General features: G+C 64.6%; 20 protein-coding genes. 16 read left to right on the forward strand and 4 right to left on the reverse strand.

What is annotated here, in order from left to right:
* Positions 1-127: 127 nt before the first annotated feature.
* The 8 genes from DFR67_RS20975 to ahcY all read left to right on the forward strand — a co-directional run bounded on the left by DFR67_RS20975 (position 128) and on the right by ahcY (position 6,563).
* On the forward strand, positions 128-445 hold the full coding sequence (locus DFR67_RS20975; RefSeq protein ID WP_110471443.1) for a WXG100 family type VII secretion target: 318 nt from the start codon (positions 128-130) through the stop codon (positions 443-445).
* Positions 446-485: 40 nt separating this feature from the next.
* On the forward strand, positions 486-776 hold the full coding sequence (locus tag DFR67_RS20980; protein ID WP_110471444.1) for a WXG100 family type VII secretion target: 291 nt from the start codon (positions 486-488) through the stop codon (positions 774-776).
* A 300-nt stretch (positions 777-1,076) separates the two neighbouring features.
* Positions 1,077-2,570: an APC family permease gene (locus DFR67_RS20985; protein ID WP_110471445.1), complete on the forward strand. Its 1,494-nt coding sequence runs from the start codon at positions 1,077-1,079 to the stop codon at positions 2,568-2,570.
* Positions 2,571-2,746: 176 nt separating this feature from the next.
* A complete protein-coding gene (locus DFR67_RS20990) occupies positions 2,747-3,991 on the forward strand; it encodes an alkane 1-monooxygenase (RefSeq protein WP_110471446.1) in 1,245 nt (414 codons plus the stop codon).
* Complete coding sequence (locus DFR67_RS20995; RefSeq protein WP_110471447.1) at positions 3,988-4,161, forward strand: rubredoxin; 174 nt, start codon at positions 3,988-3,990, stop codon at positions 4,159-4,161. Before DFR67_RS20990 ends, DFR67_RS20995 begins: the two co-directional genes overlap by 4 nt.
* On the forward strand, positions 4,161-4,340 hold the full coding sequence (locus tag DFR67_RS21000) for a rubredoxin (protein ID WP_030164608.1): 180 nt from the start codon (positions 4,161-4,163) through the stop codon (positions 4,338-4,340). Before DFR67_RS20995 ends, DFR67_RS21000 begins: the two co-directional genes overlap by 1 nt.
* A gap of 46 nt (positions 4,341-4,386) precedes the next feature.
* Positions 4,387-5,043 (forward strand): TetR/AcrR family transcriptional regulator, encoded by a 657-nt coding sequence (locus DFR67_RS21005; RefSeq protein WP_110471449.1) that lies wholly within the window; start codon positions 4,387-4,389, stop codon positions 5,041-5,043.
* Between the two features lie 41 nt (positions 5,044-5,084).
* On the forward strand, positions 5,085-6,563 hold the full coding sequence (gene ahcY, locus DFR67_RS21010) for an adenosylhomocysteinase (protein WP_110471450.1): 1,479 nt from the start codon (positions 5,085-5,087) through the stop codon (positions 6,561-6,563).
* Positions 6,564-6,652: 89 nt separating this feature from the next.
* On the opposite strand, the gene DFR67_RS21015 is transcribed toward ahcY, so the two are convergent.
* The 4 genes from DFR67_RS21015 to DFR67_RS21035 all read right to left on the reverse strand — a co-directional run bounded on the left by DFR67_RS21015 (position 6,653) and on the right by DFR67_RS21035 (position 9,751).
* A complete protein-coding gene (locus DFR67_RS21015) occupies positions 6,653-7,417 on the reverse strand; it encodes a hypothetical protein (protein ID WP_158540006.1) in 765 nt (254 codons plus the stop codon).
* 22 nt (positions 7,418-7,439) lie between these two features.
* Complete coding sequence (locus DFR67_RS21025; protein WP_110471452.1) at positions 7,440-8,297, reverse strand: Rv0361 family membrane protein; 858 nt, start codon at positions 8,295-8,297, stop codon at positions 7,440-7,442.
* Between the two features lie 199 nt (positions 8,298-8,496).
* Complete coding sequence (locus DFR67_RS21030) at positions 8,497-8,979, reverse strand: hypothetical protein (RefSeq protein WP_110471453.1); 483 nt, start codon at positions 8,977-8,979, stop codon at positions 8,497-8,499.
* A 136-nt stretch (positions 8,980-9,115) separates the two neighbouring features.
* A complete protein-coding gene (locus DFR67_RS21035; RefSeq protein ID WP_110471454.1) occupies positions 9,116-9,751 on the reverse strand; it encodes a dTMP kinase in 636 nt (211 codons plus the stop codon).
* A gap of 103 nt (positions 9,752-9,854) precedes the next feature.
* Between DFR67_RS21035 and mtrA the strand changes: the two genes are divergently transcribed.
* From mtrA to DFR67_RS21075, 8 genes are all read left to right on the forward strand, one after another.
* A complete protein-coding gene (gene mtrA, locus DFR67_RS21040; protein WP_084835465.1) occupies positions 9,855-10,532 on the forward strand; it encodes an MtrAB system response regulator MtrA in 678 nt (225 codons plus the stop codon).
* Positions 10,529-12,172, forward strand: coding sequence for an MtrAB system histidine kinase MtrB (mtrB, locus tag DFR67_RS21045; protein ID WP_110471455.1), 1,644 nt, complete (start codon positions 10,529-10,531; stop codon positions 12,170-12,172). Before mtrA ends, mtrB begins: the two co-directional genes overlap by 4 nt.
* A complete protein-coding gene (gene lpqB, locus DFR67_RS21050; RefSeq protein WP_110471456.1) occupies positions 12,165-13,937 on the forward strand; it encodes an MtrAB system accessory lipoprotein LpqB in 1,773 nt (590 codons plus the stop codon). Before mtrB ends, lpqB begins: the two co-directional genes overlap by 8 nt.
* Positions 13,938-14,178: 241 nt before the next feature.
* A complete protein-coding gene (locus DFR67_RS21055) occupies positions 14,179-14,748 on the forward strand; it encodes a ComF family protein (protein WP_425451315.1) in 570 nt (189 codons plus the stop codon).
* 382 nt (positions 14,749-15,130) lie between these two features.
* On the forward strand, positions 15,131-15,787 hold the full coding sequence (gene hpf, locus DFR67_RS21060; protein WP_245938078.1) for a ribosome hibernation-promoting factor, HPF/YfiA family: 657 nt from the start codon (positions 15,131-15,133) through the stop codon (positions 15,785-15,787).
* A 129-nt stretch (positions 15,788-15,916) separates the two neighbouring features.
* Positions 15,917-18,736: a preprotein translocase subunit SecA gene (secA, locus tag DFR67_RS21065; protein WP_110471458.1), complete on the forward strand. Its 2,820-nt coding sequence runs from the start codon at positions 15,917-15,919 to the stop codon at positions 18,734-18,736.
* Between the two features lie 119 nt (positions 18,737-18,855).
* Complete coding sequence (locus DFR67_RS21070) at positions 18,856-19,392, forward strand: Rv3235 family protein (protein ID WP_146240494.1); 537 nt, start codon at positions 18,856-18,858, stop codon at positions 19,390-19,392.
* Between the two features lie 78 nt (positions 19,393-19,470).
* A complete protein-coding gene (locus DFR67_RS21075; RefSeq protein ID WP_342766748.1) occupies positions 19,471-20,898 on the forward strand; it encodes a wax ester/triacylglycerol synthase family O-acyltransferase in 1,428 nt (475 codons plus the stop codon).
* Positions 20,899-20,903 lie beyond the last annotated feature (5 nt).

Consider the following 20,903-nt stretch of genomic DNA (forward strand, 5'->3'; position numbering starts at 1 on the left):
GACACGGGCACACCCACAGGTCGCGCGAGCAATCTGTGGCGCCTGGGTTTTACAGGTTCGGAAACCAGACGTTAGATCCGCGGCCATCACCTGATGCCGCGGCAGCCATACAAGAAGGGGATGCACTATGACCAACGGTCTTGAACTCGATGTCTCGGCCGGGCTGGCCTCGACAAAAACGGTGGGGGACATCGTCGCCGACATGGGAACGGTTCTCGCGCGGATCACCGCCGATGCCGATGAAGCGCTGGCTCTGTGGAAAGGCAACGCCAGCGGGGCGTTCCAGAACGCGGTGACCGCCTGGAAAGACGAGGCAACACAGTTGCAAACCGCCCTCGAAGGCCTCAAGACCTCGTTGTCCACCGGTTTCAACGGTTACGACGCCGAAGACCAGGACACGGCGGGCACCTTCAACAACGTCTCCGGCTCCGGCCTGCGCCTGTAGACACCGGATCACTTCACACTCACCTCGAGAGGACCCACCCATGAGCATCATCCAGTACAACTACCCGCGGATGGAAGAGCTGGCCGCACAGTTGAACAGCAACTTCAATCAGTTGGAGCACCTGGCGACCACCCTGAAATCAGAAGTTGCCCGTCTGCACGAGAATTGGCAGTCGCAGCAGGCCTCGCAGGCCTACGGCTCCGCTCAGCAGAGTTGGGACACGAGTTTCACCGATTCCCGCACCCTGCTGACCGCTCTGTCGTCGAAGGTCACCGAGGCTTCGACCAACATGCAGGCTGCAGACCAACGGACGGCCGGTTACTTCAGCTGATTTCCTCGTGATCCCCGTGGAGGCAGACCAACGGACGGCCGGTTACTTCAGCTGATCCACCCTGTCGACGACCACAGACCCGCCGGAGTGTAACTTCGGCGGGTCTGTGCGTCGTGGGCGAGAGGCGCTGGGCGTTTGGACGGAACCGGCGCGGGGGATACGACTCGCGAGTCCTGTGATTGCCTAACAGTTACTCTTCCGGTCCGATAGTTTCGCAGACAGACCCGCAGTGTTTTCCACCTCGAGCGAGGAGCTCTAGTGAGTAATCCGCTGACACGGACAAAATCCGTTGAGCAATCCATGGCTGACACCGAAGAACCCGGTTCGCAGCTGAAGAAGAGTTTGACCTGGTGGGACCTCACCGTCTTCGGTGTCTCGGTCGTCATCGGTGCAGGTATTTTCACGATCACCGCATCGACTGCGGGTAACAAGGCCGGCCCGGCGATCTCGCTGTCCTTTGTGATGGCGGCGTTCGCATGTGCACTTGCGGCGCTGTGTTACGCCGAGTTCGCCTCTACGGTGCCGGTCGCCGGATCGGCGTACACATTCGGCTATGCGACCTTCGGTGAGTTCCTGGCCTGGATCCTCGGCTGGGACCTCATCCTCGAGTTCGCCGTCGGCGCTGCGGTGGTGTCCAAGGGGTGGTCCAGTTATCTGGGTTCGGTCTTCGGATTCTCGGGTGGGACAGCTGAAATCGCGGGTCTCGATGTCGACTGGGGAGCGTTGGTCATCGTCACGGTGATCACGGTCCTGCTGGTGCTGGGAACCAAGCTGTCGTCGACGTTCAGTGCCGTCGTGACGGCCATCAAGGTCTGCGTCGTCCTGCTCGTGATCGTGGTGGGCTTCTTCTACATCAAGGGCGAGAATTACTCACCGTTCATCCCGAAGGCCGAAGAAGCAGAATCCGGTGGCAAGTCGGTCGACTCCACCCTGTTCTCACTGATGACCGGCGGTGGAGACTCGAGCTATGGCTGGTACGGCGTGCTGGCCGCGGCGTCCATCGTGTTCTTCGCGTTCATCGGTTTCGACGTCGTCGCGACCACGGCCGAGGAGACCAAGAATCCCAAAAAGGATGTGCCGCGAGGCATTTTGGGGTCGCTCGCCATCGTCACGGTCCTCTACATCCTCGTCACGATCGTCGTCACCGGCATGGTGAAGTACACCGATCTCGCCACCTCGGCCGGCGACGGTCAGCCGAAGAACCTTGCCTACGCGTTCGGGCAGAACGGGGTGACCTGGGCGGAGAAGGTGATCTCGATCGGTGCGCTGGCCGGTCTGACCACTGTGGTCATGGTGCTCATGTTGGGCCAGTCCCGGGTGCTGTTCGCGATGGCGCGCGACGGTCTGCTGCCGCGGTCGCTGTCCAAGACGAGCAAGTTCGGTACCCCGGCGCGCATCCAGATCATCGTCGGTGTCGTGGTTGCAATCGTCGCGGCGTTCTTCCCGATCGAGAAGCTCGAAGAGATGGTCAACGTCGGCACGTTGTTTGCCTTCATCGTCGTCGCCGCCGGCGTGATCGTCCTGCGCAAGACCAGGCCAGACCTGCCCCGCGGGTTCAAGGTCCCGTGGATGCCGGTGCTGCCTATTGCTGCGATCCTGGCGTGCCTGTGGTTGATGCTGAACCTGTCGGCGCTGACGTGGATCCGGTTCATCATCTGGATGATCATCGGGGTCGCGGTCTACTTCCTCTACAGCCAGCGGCATTCGCTGGTCGGCAAGCGCGAGCGCGGTGAGTTGTCGGATGAGGTGGGAGACGCCACGAGAGCGGCGAATCTCGAGAAGGGCAGTAGCTGATCGAGGCAGCCTGAGCCATCAGGCCCCGGTTTCGCACGCATGTGCGGGGCCGGGGCCTTTTTGTTGAGTAGGTCACTTTACAAACCTGCTCAAATGTATAGACACCCGACGATGATGCCGGTACTGTCCATAACACGTTCCACTTATTGCACGTCTACTCCTCGAGGAGGAAGTTGATGAGTACCGACCTCACGACCAACAGCGGCGGCGACGCGGGTGCCGCTCCTGCGCCTGAGCAGTGGCGCGACAAGAAGCGTCACCTGTGGCTGCTGGGTCTTGTCCCACCGACAGCGCTGTTTCTCGCGACCGCGATGGTTGCCGGCTTCAATGCCCTGGGTCTGACCGCGGTGTCACCCGTGTGGTGGTGGATCGGACCACTGCTGGTCTACGTGCTGCTGCCCATCCTCGATGTGTTCTTCGGCCCCGACGGCCAGAATCCGCCGGAGGAGCTGATGGAGCAGCTGGAGAACGACAAGTACTACCGCTACTGCACCTATGCCTACATCCCGTTCCAGCTCGCGAGCCTCGTCTTCGCCTGCTACCTGTGGACCGCCAGCGATCTGAGCTGGCTCGGGGTCGAGGGTGGTCTGGGGATCGTCTCCAAGATCGGCGTTGCGCTGTCGGTCGGGGTGATGGGTGGGATCGGTATCAACACCGCTCACGAACTCGGCCACAAGAAGGCCTCGCTGGAACGGTGGCTGTCGAAGGTGACACTGGCGCAGACGTTCTACGGGCACTTCTTCATCGAGCACAATCGCGGACACCACGTTCGGGTCGCAACTCCGGAAGACCCGGCCAGCGCCAAGTACGGCGAGACGTTCTGGGCTTTTCTGCCGCGCAGTGTGTGGGGGAGTCTGACGTCGTCATGGAAGCTCGAGCGCACCCGTATGGAGCGGCTCGATCACTCGGTCTGGAACATCCGTAACGATGTGCTGAACGCGTGGCTGATGTCCGTAGCACTGTGGGGAGTGCTGACGGCGATCTTCGGCTGGCAGATCCTGCCGTTCATGGTGATCCAGGCAATCTACGGTTTCAGTTTGCTCGAGACGGTCAACTATCTCGAGCACTACGGGTTGCTCCGCCAGAAGACCGCGAGTGGTCGATATGTACGGGCGGCACCGGAACACAGCTGGAACTCGGATCACATCTGCACCAACATCTTCCTCTACCACCTGCAGCGGCACAGTGACCACCACGCCAATCCGACGCGGCGCTACCAGATACTGCGCAGCTTCGACGACGCGCCGAATCTTCCTAGTGGCTACGCCAGCATGATCACGCTGGCCTACTTCCCGCCGATCTGGCGAAAGGTGATGGACCACAGGGTGATCGAGCACTATGACGGCGACTTGTCGCTGGCCAACATCGTCCCGCGGCGCCGAGAGAAGATCTTGGCGAAACACGGAGCCGGCTCACGATGAGCGCTTACCGTTGTCCGGTCTGTGACTACGTCTACGACGAGTCGGTGGGCGCCCCGCGCGAAGGTTTCCCGGCCGGAACGAGCTGGCAGGACGTGCCCGACGACTGGCCCTGTCCCGACTGTGGCGTCCGCGAAAAGGTTGATTTCGAGCCGGAAGGCGAGGAGCAGTGATGAACTACAAATTGTATGTCTGTATGCAGTGCGGATTCGAGTACGACGAGGAAAAGGGTTGGCCCGAGGACGGTATCGCTCCCGGTACCCGTTGGGACGACATCCCGGACGACTGGAGCTGCCCGGACTGCGGCGCCGCCAAAGCGGACTTCTACATGGAGGAAGTCACCCGCTCGTGAAACCGCCGCCATGAGACCTGCGCGAGCGGGCGCTACCCTGGCCGGTATGTCCGACCTCAGCGCCCGCGCGGTGACCTCGCCGGCGGGCGCGCCTGTTCCGTACGCGCTCGCCAGCAAGCAGCTGCTCCGTAACAGCCTGCTCGACGGTATGCGCCAACTACTGCGGACCAGGGACTGGTCCGCGGTCACGATGGCCGATGTGGCGGCCGCTTCGGGGGTCAGCAGGCAGACCGTCTACAACGAGTTCGCCTCCCGTCAGGGGCTGGCGGCGGCGTACGCACTGCGTCTGACCGATCGCTTCGTCGATCAGGTCACCGAGGCAATCCTCGCGCACGAGCGTGACGCCAGAGTTGCTCTGGCCGAAGGCTTCTCCGGGTTCTTTGTCACTGCGGCCGACGATCCCCTGATCCAGTCGCTGCTGACCGGACAGGCGAAGCCCGATCTGCTGCGGCTCATCACCACCGATGCGGAACCGCTCATCACCACCGCGTCCGCGAGGATCGTCGATCTCCTCCAGACCAGCTGGGTGCGCGCCGACGAGGTCGCCGCTGTCCGAATCGCGCGAGCGATCGTGCGGATGGCGCTGAGTTATGTGTCGATGCCGCCGGAAACGGACCGCGATGTCGCCGATGATCTCGCCGAGATCTTCGGGCCCGTGGTCGATGCCGCAGCCGGGGGTGGGCGCCGGGAGTCCACCGGTTAGCCTGGTAGGCAACATTCAGGTGGGACTTTGAGGAGTGGTATATGACATCGGTCCAGAACGGCCCGCTCACCGCGGAAAGCCGCAACGGTATCGACTTCAAGGTGGCGGATCTCTCGCTGGCAGAATATGGCCGCAAGGAGATCGGGCTGGCCGAGCACGAGATGCCAGGGTTGATGGCCCTGCGTCGTGAGTACGCGGATGTGTTGCCGCTCAAGGGAGCTCGCATTTCCGGTTCGCTGCACATGACAGTGCAGACCGCGGTTCTGATCGAGACGCTCGTCGCGCTCGGTGCCGAGGTGCGCTGGGCGTCGTGCAACATCTTCTCGACGCAGGACGAAGCGGCCGCAGCCATCGTCGTCGGGCCGTACGGCACCGTCGAGGAACCGAAGGGCGTGTCCGTCTTCGCGTGGAAGGGCGAGAGCCTCGAGGAGTACTGGTGGGCCGCCGAGCAGATGCTCACCTGGCCCGGTGAACCGGCGAACATGATCCTCGACGACGGCGGCGACGCCACCTCGTTGGTGCTGCGCGGCGCGCAGTTCGAAAAGGCCGGCACCGTCCCTCCGACCGACGACGATCTCGACTCGGCCGAGTACAAGGTCTTCCTCGCGCTGCTGCGGGAGCGCTTCGAAACCGACAAGGGCAAGTGGTCGGCGATCGCGGAGTCTGTTCAGGGCGTCACCGAAGAGACCACCACCGGCGTGCTGCGGCTCTACCAGTTCGCCGCGGCCGGCGAACTGGTGTTCCCCGCGATCAACGTCAACGACTCGGTCACCAAGAGCAAGTTCGACAACAAGTACGGCACCCGCCATTCGCTGATCGACGGCATCAACCGCGGAACCGACGTCCTCATCGGTGGCAAGAAAGTACTGATCTGCGGCTACGGAGACGTCGGCAAGGGTTGCGCCGAGTCCCTCTCGGGCCAGGGTGCGCGCGTGCAGGTCACCGAGATCGACCCGATCAACGCGCTGCAGGCGCTGATGGACGGCTACGACGTCGTCACCGTCGAGGACGCGATCGGAAACGCCGACATCGTCATCACCTCGACCGGCAACCTGGGCATCATCACGTTCGACCACATGAAGCAGATGAAGCACCAGGCGATCCTGGGCAACATCGGCCACTTCGACAACGAGATCGACATGGCCGGCCTGGAGTCCTCCAAGGACATGACCCGCATCAACATCAAGCCGCAGGTCGATCAGTGGATCTTCCCGGACGGCAAGGCGATCATCGTGCTGTCCGAAGGCCGTCTGCTCAATCTCGGTAACGCGACGGGCCACCCGTCGTTCGTGATGAGCAACAGCTTCTCGAATCAGGTCATCGCGCAGATCGAGTTGTGGACCAAGAACAACGAGTACGACAACGAGGTCTACCGCCTGCCCAAGGTGCTCGACGAGAAGGTCGCGAAGATCCACGTCGAGGCACTCGGTGGAACGCTGACCAAGCTCACCAAGGAACAGGCCGAGTACATCAACGTCGATGTCGAGGGTCCGTACAAGGCGGAGCACTACCGCTACTGACACACCCGCAACACCAGAAATGGTGGGTTCTGGCGTCCGCGACCTGCGGAAACACTCGCCAGAACCCACCATTTTCGGTTGTGCGGGGGCTATCCGGTGATGATGTCGTCTCCGCCGGTGCTCGGTGCGGTGCTGGACCGGCGTTCGGACAGGCTGGGGCAGAACCGCCACTCGCCGTCTTCCTTCTTGAAAGCCCAGTGGATGTCGCCGACCTCGCTGTCGATGGCCATCTCGCCGTCGACTTTGCCGACCCGGCCGTCGACGTTCACGTCCTGGACGTCGATGGTCGCGACGATGCTGCCGTTGCGATCGAACAGTTCTTCATAGCCGGCCCTCGACTCGGTGCGGGAGTCGGCGTCGCAGGCCATGTCGTGAAGACCGCCCGCGTCTTGATCGTTGATCAGCTGCACGCGCTTCTCTGCGGCGGCCTGGACGGCGTCTTCGTCGCCGCCGGTACCGGCATCGCCCGAGGTGGTCGTCGCCGACACCGAGGTGGACGGATCGGCGACCGGGTCGCCATCACCGGAACCGGACAGTGACACCGCGGCGACAGCCGCACCTGCCAGCACGACCACCGCCGCGATCACACCGGCGATGATCAGACCGGTGTGCTTTTTCCGTGGTGGCTCGGGCGGCGGACCCCAGTGGCCCTGTGGTCCCTGCGGGCCAGGGGGGAATTGCCCTCCGGGAGGACCGAAGCCGCCCGGCGGCCGGCCCTGCGACCAATACGGATTGCCCGGCCCCTGAATCGGCTGCTGGGGTCTGCCCTGTCCGGGCCGCTGTGGCGGTCGTCCCTGAGGCCCCGGCTGTCCGGGAGGGCCCCATCCCGGCGGGCCGGTCGGCGGATAACTCAAGACGTCCTCCCTCGGGCACCGATCAGATCTTGCGGGTGGTGCAGATCTTCCAATCCCCTAAACGGTTCTCCATCTCGAATGTATATCGGTTGGTCTCCAGGGCTGCTTGGTCGGCCGGGTTGACGAAGGTCAGGGAGACGGTGGCCTCTGCGGAATCGCCCGTGACCTCGATGCCTGTCACGGAGTTCAACTTCATGCCCGCGGTGTCGCTGTTGTCGGTCTGGATCTCTCGTACGGTGGCCTGCTCGGCGCCACAGGTCACCGAGATCGCGGTGTCCCAGTCGCGGTCGGTGAACGCCGTCGTGTAGGTCCGGATCGCGGTCTCGACCTCGTCCTCGGCCTGCGCCACGGTCGACTGTGAGGACGTCGTGGTCGCCGACGAGGTGGTGCCGGTGGCCCCGTTGTCGGAGTTGTCGTCGCCACCGAGCACGACGAACAACACGACCGCCAGGACGAGGACGACCACCGCGGCCGCGGCGATCCCGATGATCCACGGCGTCTTGTTCGACTTGCCGCCACCGGGCGGTGGCCCGTAACCGCCGGGGCCACCCGGACCGCCTGGTGGCGGGGTGTTCCCGTACGGCTGATAGCCCGGATACTGGCCCGTCTGGCCCGGTATCGGGTGGTCTGCGGTCGGTGGGTATTGCGGTTGGGGCTGGTTACCCCAGTCCGGGGCGCCGCCGGGCTGACCGCTCCAGGTGGGCTCCGATGCCGACTGACCGCCCCAGGTGGGTTCGGAGCCGGGCTGTCCGCCCCAGCCCGGCTGGTTCGGCGTCCCGCCCCAGGTGGGCTGCCCGGACCCGTCGCCCGGACCCTGGCCCCACTGCGGGTCCCCCTGGTTGTCGCCGGGTCCGTACGGACCTTGTGGTGGTTGCGTCATTGAGGACCTCCGGCGAGAACGTGAGCGATGGACCACTGCTCGGGACGAGTGTGAATAGCGTTTGCGCAGCGGTGCTTTGCCGCTGATGGAACCTTACTGTCCGCTTCGGACAGCCATCAACACCGCTGAAATCAGACACTGACACTGTTGCCGACATGTGATCTTCGCTCCGGTCGCCTGCTCGGTCAGGTGGGGGCGGTCACACGTGCAGCAGATCAGCCGGTGCGTTGCCCGGATCGCACATCTGCCAGCCTGTTTCGCCCTTCCGGAACATGCTGACCGTATCCGGCCGCAACTCGATTGCGGCGAGGTCGGGGCCGGTGAATTCCAGCTCGACGTGGGCCGTCGCCAAGGTCGAACCGATGCGCTGAATGTCGGTTATCCGGGTGACACGCAGTGTGAGGTCCTCGGTACGCGGGCCGAGAGCCGCGACTATCGAGTCCGCCACGTCGCCCTGTTGGCGGCAATACGTCAGTTGTAACGCGGCAGCGTCACGTTCGTTCAAGGCGTCGATCTGGTGCTCCACCAGGGTCCTGATCTGGGTCGCGTCATCGGCCGGGTCGGATTGAATGCTGAGCGCGAACCAGACCAGCGCCAGATTGGTCACGAGCACCGCGATGGACAACACAATCGTCTGCCGCACCGGTACGTGATGACCCGGGTGCATCATGAGGTGACTCATCTACCGACCTCCCACCGGGCCGGCGGTGGTAGCCGGTCCAACGCGTGCGTCAGTTGTGACGCTAGTGACCTGTATGGGCGGATCGACGCACATAACGGTGGCCGTCGCCGAGTCTTGACCAGGTCGTTACCGCGGGTCAGATGGCGATGAGTCGATCGGCGAGGTCGGGATCGGGTTCGGTGCCCAGGCTCGACCATGGAGACATCCATCCGCGTTCGGCGAGATCTCGATAGACGTTGCCGGTACGTTCCTGCAGGTCGTGGTCGCGCTCGTAGTGATCGCGTGCACGGGAGGCGTCGTTTTCGGCGCGAGAGCGCGCACGTCCGATCGCGACGTCGGTCGGTATGTCGAGCAACAGGTGGTGGTCTGGGACAGGTAGGCCGAAACGTTCGAACTCGAGGGTCGACACCCAATCGACGACCTCCCCGTCGGCGTCCTGTCCCAGTCGGGCGGCGCTGTAAGCGGCATTCGAGGCGACATAGCGGTCCAGGATCACCGCATCGTTGGCGGACAACAACTTCCGTAGCTCGGCGTCGGCATCCCTGCGGTCGAGCGCGAAGAGCAGGGCCATGGCATGAACGCTCGAGCGCAGGTCGCCGTGTTGTCCGTGCAGTGCCTCTGCGGCGATGTCTGCGGTCACGGACTCGGAGTACCGCGGGAAGGTGAGCGTCGCTACCCGATATCCTTGTGTGGCCCAACGATTCACGAGCCCGGTAACCAATGTGTGCTTACCGGCTCCGTCCACACCTTCGACTGCAATCAATACGCCCACAGACGAAGGGTAACCGCGCCGGGGAGATATACGCCGCAGCGTAGCCGGTCGGCGGTCGGCGCGTCAGCCACAAATAACGACGATTCGGTGACACCATGAGGCCATGAAACCCAGGATCCTGGTTGTCGACGATGATGCGGCATTGGCGGAGATGCTCACCATCGTGTTGCGCGGAGAGGGCTTCGAACCCTTTGTGGTGGGCGACGGCACCCAGGCACTGACCGCGGTCCGTGAGATCCGTCCTGACCTGGTGTTGCTCGACCTGATGTTGCCCGGCATGAACGGGATCGACGTGTGCCGGGTGCTGCGTGCCGATTCTGGCGTGCCGATCGTGATGCTCACGGCCAAATCCGACACGGTCGACGTGGTGCTGGGGCTGGAGTCGGGTGCCGATGACTACATGATCAAGCCCTTCAAGCCGAAGGAACTGGTCGCCAGGGTCCGGGCGCGTCTGCGTCGTACCGAGGACGAGCCCGCCGAGTTGTTGTCCATCGGACCGGTCGAGATCGACGTGCCGGCGCACAAGGTCGTCCGCGAAGGCGTGCCCATCTCGCTCACGCCGCTCGAGTTCGATCTGCTGGTCGCCCTGGCTCGCAAGCCGCGTCAGGTCTTCACCCGCGATGTGCTGCTGGAGCAGGTCTGGGGATACCGGCATCCGGCCGACACTAGGCTGGTCAACGTGCACGTTCAGCGCCTACGGGCCAAAGTCGAAAACGATCCGGAAAACCCTGAAGTGGTTCTCACGGTGAGGGGGGTCGGCTACAAGGCCGGACCACCGTGATCGGACGCCCTCGGCGTCGTATCAATGGCACGTTCGGGCCGTCGATGCGGCGAGTGGGCTCGGTCGGTAGAGCGGTCGGACAATTGTGGCGTCGGTCGCTGCAGTTGCGCGTGGTGGTGTCCACCCTCGTGCTGTCGTTCGTCGTGCTGGTGATCCTCGCCTTCGTCCTGACCAGCCAGATCACCGATCGACTGCTCGATCTGAAGCTGCAGGCCGCCACCGAAGAGCTCGAACGCACCCGGGTGACGGTCGAACGAGACCTTTCCGGTGCTGACGGCAACACCTCCCTGACGAACAGATTGCGGCAGACCCGCTCGATACTCACCGACCGCGACGTCGATTCGGGCGACACCTCAGGTGTGGTCGGTACCTTCGACACTGTGTTGCTCGCGCCTGGATCCGGTCCCGCAGGACCCACGGGCGTGGGTCCGATCGGGGAGATCCCGGACAATCTTCGGCAGATGGTGCAGGGCGGTCAGGTGGCGTACCGCTACTCGTCGGTGACCGGTACCGGAGGCGCGCAGAGCCCGGCGCTCATCATCGGTACCCCGACGAACTCCGACATACCGGGGTTGGAGCTGTACCTGGTGTTCCCGTTGACCAATGAGGAGAACACCGTCTCCTTGGTGCGCGGCACGATCTTCACCGGTGGGCTGGTCCTGCTCGGGCTGCTGGCAGCGATTGCCATCCTGGTGTCACGGCAGGTGGTCATACCGGTGCGGTCCGCATCGCGGATCGCGGTCAGATTCGCCGACGGCCGACTCAAGGAACGCATGCCGGTTCGCGGCGAGGACGACATGGCCAGGCTCGCGATGTCGTTCAACGACATGGCCGAGAGTCTGTCGAAACAGATCACCCACCTCGAGGAGTTCGGCGGTCTGCAGCGGCAGTTCACCTCCGACGTCAGCCACGAGCTGCGTACCCCGCTGACCACGGTGAGGATGGCGGCGGACGTGCTGTTCGAAAGTCGTGAGGACCTCGAGCCGGTGCTCAAACGATCCGTCGAGTTGCTCGACATGGAACTCGATCGATTCGAGACGCTGCTGGGTGAACTGCTCGAGATCTCCCGGCACGACGCCGGCGTGGCAGAGCTCGCCGCCGACAGGTTGAACATGACCATCCCGATCGACGCCGCGGTCAAGACGGTGCGGCACCTCGCCGAGGAGACGGACACCGAGTTGATCCTCGACCTGCCCGCCGAGCCGGTGATCGCCGAGATCGATCCACGACGGGTCGAGCGGATCCTGCGCAATCTGCTGGCGAACGCCATCGACCACGGGGAGCAGCAGCCGGTCACACTGACGATGCGTACCGATGGCGACGCGGTGGCGGTCACCGTGCGCGACCGGGGTATCGGTTTGCGTCCTGGCGAGGAGAAGTTGGTGTTCAACCGGTTCTGGCGCTCGGACCCATCACGATTCCGCCGCTCGGGTGGCACCGGCCTGGGACTCGCGATCAGCGTCGAGGACGCCCGGCTGCACCAGGGCAGGCTCGAGGCATGGGGCGAGCCCGGCAAGGGTGCGTGTTTCCGGTTGACCCTGCCGTTGGTCCGCGGACACAAGGTGCTGGGCAGCCCCCTGCCCCTCAAACCCCCGGGCCGGGGCAGGACTCCACGAGATCAGGGGCAGGGCAATGGCTGAGCGACGGTTCGCCCGTGCCCGGTCGCATCGCCTTGTCGCGATGCTGACCGGGTTGCTCGCGATGGCGATGTTGTCGGCGTGTGTGTCGATCCCGAACAACTCCAGTCCGCAGCCCCTCGGCTCACTCGAACGACACCAGCCGACCCGGAACGTACCTACCCCACGCCCGGGGATGGACCCCGAGATCTTGGTCCGGGACTTCCTCAAGGCATCAGTTCAACCCGGTTCGGGCCACTTGGCCGCTCGGCAGTTCCTGACCCAGGACGCGTCGAACTCGTGGGACGACCAGGGCGGGGCCCTGCTGCTCGACGAGATCAATGTGCTCAGCGACGATCGGACCGACGATACGATCACCGTCCGGGTCAACGGTGAGAACACCGGCGAACTGCAACCGAGTGGGCAACTCATCCCCAGCTCCGGACGTATCGAGACGCGCTTGTCCCTCCGCCGCGTCGAGGGACAGTGGCGAATCGACGGGCCACTCCCGGTCGGGGTGATGATGGACCGCGAGCAGTTCGAGGCCTCCTATCGTCCGCACGTGCTGTACTACCCGAGCACCGACGACCAACATCTGGTCGCAGATCCGCGCTGGCTGTATGCCGGGGCCGACCAGCTCGCCGATCAGCTGATCGGGCTCCTCATCGCAGGCCCGGTCGACGATCTGCGTGGTGCGGTGACCAACGAATTCCCGGCCAGGTCGTCGCTGCACGGTTCCATCGAATCGTTGCCTTCGGGAGGCGTGAGGCTCGACCTCGCCGGACTCAACGGCCTCGGCGATGCCGACCGCAATCGACTTGCTGCGCAGATCATCTGGACGCTGAGCGACGCCGATATCTCCGGTCCCTACGTGATCGACGCGGACGGGGCACCGCTCAACGAACGCCGCGCCGCCGGGTGGCAGACCCGCGACGTCGAATCCCTCGACCCGAGCCCGCCCGCGGGCGCGCTGGGTCTGCACATCGTCCGGGGCGGGTCGTTGCAGGCGGTCGCAGACAACGCCGTCACGCCGGTGCCCGGACCCCTGGGCACCACCAGGAGCCTGCTGGCCGCCGACATCTCCGCTGATGCCGGGCGGGTGGCGGCGGTCTCGACGAACATCGCACCGGGACCGGCGCCGCGGCTGTCTCTGGGGATCGGTGACTACGGCGCGGAGATGACCCCGGTACTCGAAGGGGAGACGATCACCCGTCCGTCGTTCGCCGGCGACAGCCGGACCGTCTGGGTCGTGGTCGACGAGAACCGGGTCACCCAGGTGACGCAGAGTCCGGGGGTCGGCCAGGTGACCGAGGCCGAGGTGGATTCGACAGCGATCCGGTCGGTGGCCCAGGGTGCGATCACCGAGCTGCAGATCTCGCAGGACGGCGCCCGGGCGGCGATGATCGTGGGCGGCCAGGTGGTGCTCGCGATCGTCGAGCGGCGCTCCGACGGCAGATTGGTTCTCTCGAACCCTCGCGGCGCTGCTGCGCTCAACATCGCCGGTGCGGTGTCTCTGGACTGGCTGAGCAGCGAGACCCTGGTCATCGCACGCAGTGCGGCGGACGGCCCGGTGGTCCAACTCCGAATCGACGGGACACCACCGGGTGCGCTCCCGAGCGGCAACCTCACCCCGCCGGTCACATCGGTGGTCGCCGGGCAGTCGACGATCTACGCTGCCGACAGCCGTGGGGTGCTGCGTTTGGGCAGTACCAATGACGAACCGGACCAGTACTGGAGCGAGATCACCCCCACCATGGGTTCGAACGCGATACCTGTTCTACCGCACTGAAATCGGCGTGCCACGGCCGCGCGCAGTGCCAGTCCCTGTGGATGGCGGCGCGACGTGTGGACAACCGGGCGTCCATCCTGCGCTGCCGGCGGGCGCAGCGGTCGGGAGAGGTGATGATGGCCGGATGCGTGTGCACAAGACCGGTGCCCGCATTGCCCGCGCGACCGTCGACTTGGTGATCCCTACGGTGTGCGGGGGATGTGGGACCCCGGGCACGAGGTGGTGCGTACGCTGCGCCCGCATGTTCGCCGACACGCCGATCGAGCTGAGAACCAGTGTGGTGCTACCGGTCCCGGCTTACGCGCTGGGCCGATACACCGGGGCGCGCAGACGAGCGATCCTCGAACTGAAGGAGCACGGGCGCACCGACCTGACGAATCCGATCGGGCTCGCGCTGGCGACAGCTCTGCGGACGCTGGACCGGTGGTCGGAGTTGCCCGGTTCGACGCACCTTGTCCTGATTCCCGCGCCGACCCGATGGTGGGCCGCGCGCCGCCGGGGTGGCGACCCCGTCACTGCGCTGGCGGCGGCGGCCGCAGCCGAGCTCGGTTCGGGGGTCTTCGTGAAACCCGTGTTGGTCACCTCGTCGTGGGCGCGGGATTCGGCAGGTCTGTCGGCACCGGAGCGCGGTGAGAATCTGTCGGGTGCCGTCAGGGTGCGCCGGGGAGCCGATCTCGCTGCGTGCGGGGGAGCTGCCGTCGTACTCCTCGATGATGTGCTCACCACCGGCAGTACCGCCGCCCACTCGATCGACGTGCTCAGGCGCGCCGGTGTCGAGGTACACCTCGTGCTGGTGGTGGCGGCCGCCTGAGCCGCGCGAAGTCGCCGAAATGCTTGGCAGGCATGGTTATTGGCACGGGGTAGCGGCGTCGTGGCGGGTTTGCCCAATTCAACGTGTAAGTGAACATGCGTTGTCGAAAGTGTGGCGAACAACTGCCCGGCAGACTAACGTCGGAGGTGCACTCTCGAATGCCAGAGGTCAGATCACCCACCGGGTGACGTGGGGAGGTGAGGCCCAACTCTCAGACCGGTATGTGGCCGAGTGCGGTCGCGGTATCGGAAGTCCTGTTCACCAATCCAGGAGGTACGCCGCAGTGACGACAAGTGTCGGCAAGAATGCCGTTTCAGGCAACGATGTCAGCCCCGATCCGGGTTCAGACCCCACGACCAGCGCCGATCCCTTCGACCCGGGCATATACGTCCGATCCGACTCAGACGAACTGTCCCGCCCTGACGCCGAAGTGCAGGTCAGCGGCCGGAACGTCGAAATCCCCGAACACTTCCGCATCCACGTGATGGACAAGCTCTCGCGCGTCGAACGCTTCGACCCGTCGATCTTCCGATTCGATGTCGAGCTCCACCACGAGAAGAACCGTAGACAGTCGAAGATCTGTCAGCGCCTCGAGATCACCGCGGTGGGCAAGGGCCCGGTGGTGCGAGGCGAAGCGTGTGCCGAGAACTTCTATGCCGCACTCGACGCGGCCCTGAACAAGCTGCAGTCCCGACTCCGTCGGACCAAGGACCGCCGTAAGGTCCACCACGGCCTACGCACCCCGATCTCGGTGGCCGAGGCCACCGCGGCAGCAGATCCGATCCTCAACGGTCAGGCATTCGCCGAACCGGCCACCGACGACGATCGTTGGGCCGATCACCTTCCGGAGACCGCAGGTCCGGGTCAGATCGTGCGAATCAAGGAGCACGAGGCGATCCCCATGACCGTCGACGATGCGTTGTACGAGATGGAACTGGTCGGTCACGACTTCTTCCTCTTTCACGACAAGGAATCCGACAAGCCATCGGTCGTCTACCGACGACACGCCTTCGATTACGGATTGATCCGGCTCGCCTAGCGGCCCCGCAGGGGCCTGACCGGCCTCACTGAGGTACCCCTTCGACGAGCGTGGCTACCATGGAGTCCGACCTGCGGGGATCTGTAGGTCGGATTTCGTGTGTAGTCGATCGGATTGAGGATAAAACCAGTGCTCAACAAGCTGCTGCGCGTCGGTGAAGGCCGGATGGTCAAACGCCTGGATGCGATCGCTTCGCATGTGGAGACGCTCGACAAAGAGATCGAGGCTCTGTCCGACGAGGAATTGCGGGCGAAGACCGACGAGTTCAAGAAGCGGATAGCGGAGGGCGAGACCCTCGATGAGCTGCTGCCCGAGGCGTTCGCGGTCGCCCGAGAAGCTTCATGGCGGGTGCTCTCCCAGAAACATTTCCATGTCCAGATCATGGGTGGCGCGGCTCTGCACTTCGGCAACATCGCCGAGATGAAGACCGGTGAGGGCAAGACCCTCACCTGTGTGCTGCCCGCCTATCTCAACGCGCTGGCAGGCGATGGCGTCCACGTGGTGACCGTCAACGACTACCTCGCCAAACGTGACTCCGAGTGGATGGGCCGCGTACATCGCTTCCTCGGACTCGAGACCGCGGTGATCCTGACCGGCATGACGCCGGACCAGCGGCGCGAGGCCTACAACGCCGACATCACCTACGGGACCAACAACGAGTTCGGCTTCGACTATCTGCGCGACAACATGGCGCACTCGCTGGCCGATCTCGTGCAGCGCGGGCATCCGTTCGCCGTGGTCGACGAGGTCGACTCGATCTTGATCGACGAGGCCAGGACGCCGCTGATCATCTCCGGCCCGACCGATTCGTCGAGCAAGTGGTATGCCGAGTTCGCGCGGATCGCTCCGATGCTGAAGAAGGACGTCCACTACGAAGTCGACATCCGTAAGAAGACCATCGGTGTCCATGAAGAAGGCGTCGAGTTCGTCGAGGACCAACTGGGTATCGACAACCTGTACGAGGCCGCCAACTCGCCGCTCGTGGGCTACCTGAACAACGCGATCAAGGTCAAAGAGCTCTTCGAGAAGGACAAGGACTACATCGTCCGTAACGGTGAAGTCCTGATCGTCGACGAGTTCACCGGTCGTGTCCTGGACGGACGGCGTTTCAACGAAGGCCTGCACCAGGCCATCGAGGCGAAAGAGCGCGTCGAGATCAAGGCCGAGAACCAGACCCTCGCCACCATCACGCTGCAGAACTACTTCCGTATGTACGACAAGCTGTCCGGGATGACCGGCACGGCACAGACCGAAGCCGCCGAGCTCGACCAGATCTACAAATTGGGCGTGCTGCCGATCCCGACGAACAAGCCGATGATCCGGGCAGATCAGACCGACCTGATCTACAAGACCGAAGAGGCGAAGTTCGACGCGGTGGTCGACGACATCACCGAACGGCACGAGAAGGGGCAGCCGGTTCTCATCGGTACCACCAGTGTCGAGCGTTCGGAGTACCTGGCCCGGCAGCTCAAGAAGCGCGGGATCCCGCACAACGTGCTCAACGCCAAATTCCACGAGCAGGAAGCGCAGATCATCGCCGAGGCAGGCCGCAGCGGTGCGGTCACGGTCGCCACCAATATGGCCGGCCGCGGTACCGACGTCGTGCTCGGCGGTAACCCGGACATCCTCGCCGACCTCCGCCTCCGCAAGGCGGGCCTCGATCCTGTCGAGACGCCGGAAGAGTACGAGGCCGCGTGGGACGAGGTGATCGCTGCGGTCAAGGAGGAAGTCGCCGAGGACGCGGTCAAGGTCCGGGAATCGGGCGGTCTATACGTGCTCGGTACCGAGCGTCACGAGTCGCGCCGTATCGATGACCAGCTACGTGGCCGCTCCGGGCGTCAGGGCGACCCCGGTGAATCCCGCTTCTATCTCTCGCTGGGCGACGAGCTGATGCGTCGATTCAATGGCGGCGCTCTCGAGTCGATCATGAACCGGGTCAACCTTCCCGACGATGTGCCGATCGAGGCGAAGATGGTCACCAAGGCCATCCGCAGTGCGCAGACGCAGGTGGAGCAGCAGAACTTCGAGGTACGTAAGAACGTACTTAAGTACGACGAGGTGATGAACCAGCAGCGCAAGGTCATCTACTCCGAGCGCCGCACGATTCTCGAAGGCGAGGATCACAGCGAACAGGTCAGGCGCATGATCGATGATGTCGTCGGCGCCTATGTAGACGGCGCGACGTCGGAAGGCTACGTCGAGGACTGGGATCTCGAACAGCTCTGGACCGCGGTCAAGACGCTGTACCCGATCGAGCTCGACTACAAGGAGTTGCTCGCCGAGAACGAGTACGGCGAACGTAAAGAGATCACCGCAGAGGAACTCCGCGAAACCCTTGTTGCCGATGCCCATGCGGCGTACGAGAAGCGGGAGAAGGAGATCGAGGCCATCGCAGGCGACTCCGCCATGCGCCAGCTCGAACGTACGATTCTGCTGAGTGTGCTCGACCGGAAGTGGCGCGACCATCTCTACGAGATGGATTACCTGCGCGAAGGTATCCACCTACGATCGATGGCCCAGCGTGACCCGGTGGTCGAATACCAGCGTGAGGGCTTCGACATGTTCACCGGCATGCTCGAAGGACTGAAGGAGGAGTCGCTCGGATTCCTCTACAACGTCAGTGTCGAGACCACGCCTGCGCAGCCGGCTGCGCAGGCGCCTGCAGTGTCGACGACAAAGGCTCCCGCTGCTCCGGCGCCGTTGCCGACCCAGCAGGCGGCGCCGACACCGGCTGCACCGGCTGCGTTGCGGGCCAAGGGGATCAACGACGACGACAACGCTCGTCTGACGTACAGCGGACCGTCCGAGACCGGCGGCACGTCGGTCCGGCAAGCAGGTGGATCGGCGAACGGCCAGGCCGATGGCACCCGCAAGGAGCGTCGTGCCGCGGCGCGTGCAGGAGCCAAGGGATCGGGCTCCAAACCGCCGAAGTCGCGCAGGAAACGCTGACTTTCTGAGCTCGTAGGGGAACCCGGGTGCCGTGGTACACGTCGTACTGCTGGTACCCGGGTTTTCTTGGTACCGGGCCGGCGTCGCCGGTCGGTGTCGCGAACTCGCCGGGGGGCGTAATGACTTCAGCTCGCACTGCCCAGATGACCTACGTCGACCCTCCGCCCGCGCGCCTGCGAGTGGTACCGGTGCCGCGGTACGAGCCGGAGGCCCTCGAATCGGGTTCGGGGGTTCGCGAACCCCTCGTCTCGCCACCGCGGCAACCGGTCGCGCCGCCGCGGCCGGAGGCCGTGAACATCGAGATACGTCAGTTTGCGACCGGCGCAGTCAAGTTGGTTCTCGAGGTCATGGATAGGAGGCGGCCGATCGGGCAGTTGGGGCGGGTCGCGCTGCCACACATCTCGGACCAGTTCCGAGTGCTCCTGGCTGCAGGAAGTGCCACGCGCAGTCCGGCCTCCTCCACCCTGCTGCGCCTACACAGCCAGAGTTCGCGCCCGGACGCCGCGGAGGTCACCGTAGTCTATCGCCGGGGCGACCGCGTACACGCCATGGGCGCGCGGGTGGAGAAACGTCTGATCACGATGCCTGCTGCCGTACCGGCGGCGCCGCGCCGTAAACAATGGCGCTGGATGCTGGTCGCGGTCACCGTCGAGTGATTCGCCGTCGCCGTGGGTGACCCGCCGCGCCTTGCCACGGCTGCGCCCGCAACTCGCCCGGCGGTTACGATTGCCGATGTGAACCGGCTGTCGCCTCAGGACTCGATGTACTACTACCTCGACGAGCGCGGCGCCACCACTCAGGTGGGATCGTTGCTGATCCTGGAGCGTCGTCCGGGCGGCCTCGATTACCCGAAGCTGCTCAGTACGGTCGAGAGCCGGCTGCAGCTGGTCCCGCGGTACCGCCAGAAAATACGTGAGGTGACGCTCGGCCTGGCACGTCCGGTCTGGGTGGACGACCGCGAGTTCGACATCACCTATCACGTGCGCAGATCGGCGTTGCCGAGCCCGGGCGCCGACGACCAGCTGCACGACCTCGTCGCGCGGTTGATGTCGCGGCCGCTCGAACGCACGCGCCCGCTGTGGGAGATGTATCTGGTGGAAGGGCTCGCCGACGATCGCATGGCCATCCTCACCAAGACCCACCGGGCGCTGGTCGACGGTCACGAAGCGCTGGAGATCAATCAGATCATCGTCGACGACACCCGCGACCCCCCGGCGATGCCCGAAGATCTCTGGCTACCGGACCGGGAGCCGGGCAACGGCGAACTCGTGGTCGACGCGATCACGGACGTGCTGACCAGGCCGTGGGAGATGGTGGATCAGGTACGCGCCGCGACCAATCAGGTGACGTCGGTGGGGGCAGCGTTCCTCGGTGCTGCCCGGCGGGTCGAGACGGTCATGAAGATCGCCACGAGTTCGGCTCCACCGAGCCCCCTGAACGGCGGGACCGCACCCGCCCGGCGGTTCACCGTCGCGTCGGTGTCGGCTGACGACTGTGTCGACATCGCCGAGCGCCACGGGTGCGCGCCCAACGACGTCATCCTGGCCGCGATCGCGGGGTCCTTGCGACGCTGGCTGTTGTCGAGGGAGCGGGCCGTCGATCAGGTCGAGACCGTGCGGGCGATGGTGCCGCTGTCTGCGTATCCGACCGGAGGCGGCGCCGACGAGTTCGATGGGGGCGTCTCCGGTGGACCCGCGGAGTGGATGGCCGGAGGACTGCGCGGATTTGTGACGGACCTCCCCGTCGGAGAACCGAATCCGGCGGTTCGGCTCTCGCAGGTCGCGCAGTTGGCCGACCGTCATTCACAGTCGAACCGGCGTTCGAGCATGGGTGTGGAGCCGTGGATTCCGGAAATCGGCCCGGCCACCTTTCACGCGATGAGTGCCCGCGCGGCGGCGTCGCTGTCCCGACGCGCGTTCAACCTGCCGATCACCATCGCCCGCGGTCCTAGGACTGCCCAGTATCTCGCGGGCAACGAGGTCCTCGCGATCTATCCGGTGCCGGTCATGGTGCGCAATCGCGCTCTGGCTGTGGGACTCACGTCCTACAACGGCCGAATCTACTTCGCTTTCAACGCCGATCGGACAGTGATGTGGGATCTGGGTGCGATGACCGAGTACCTCAACGATTCGTTCGAAGAATTACTTCCCCGCACACGGTGATCCGC

Source organism: Williamsia limnetica (assembly GCF_003217475.1).
Taxonomy (GTDB): Bacteria; Actinomycetota; Actinomycetes; order Mycobacteriales; family Mycobacteriaceae; genus Williamsia; species Williamsia limnetica.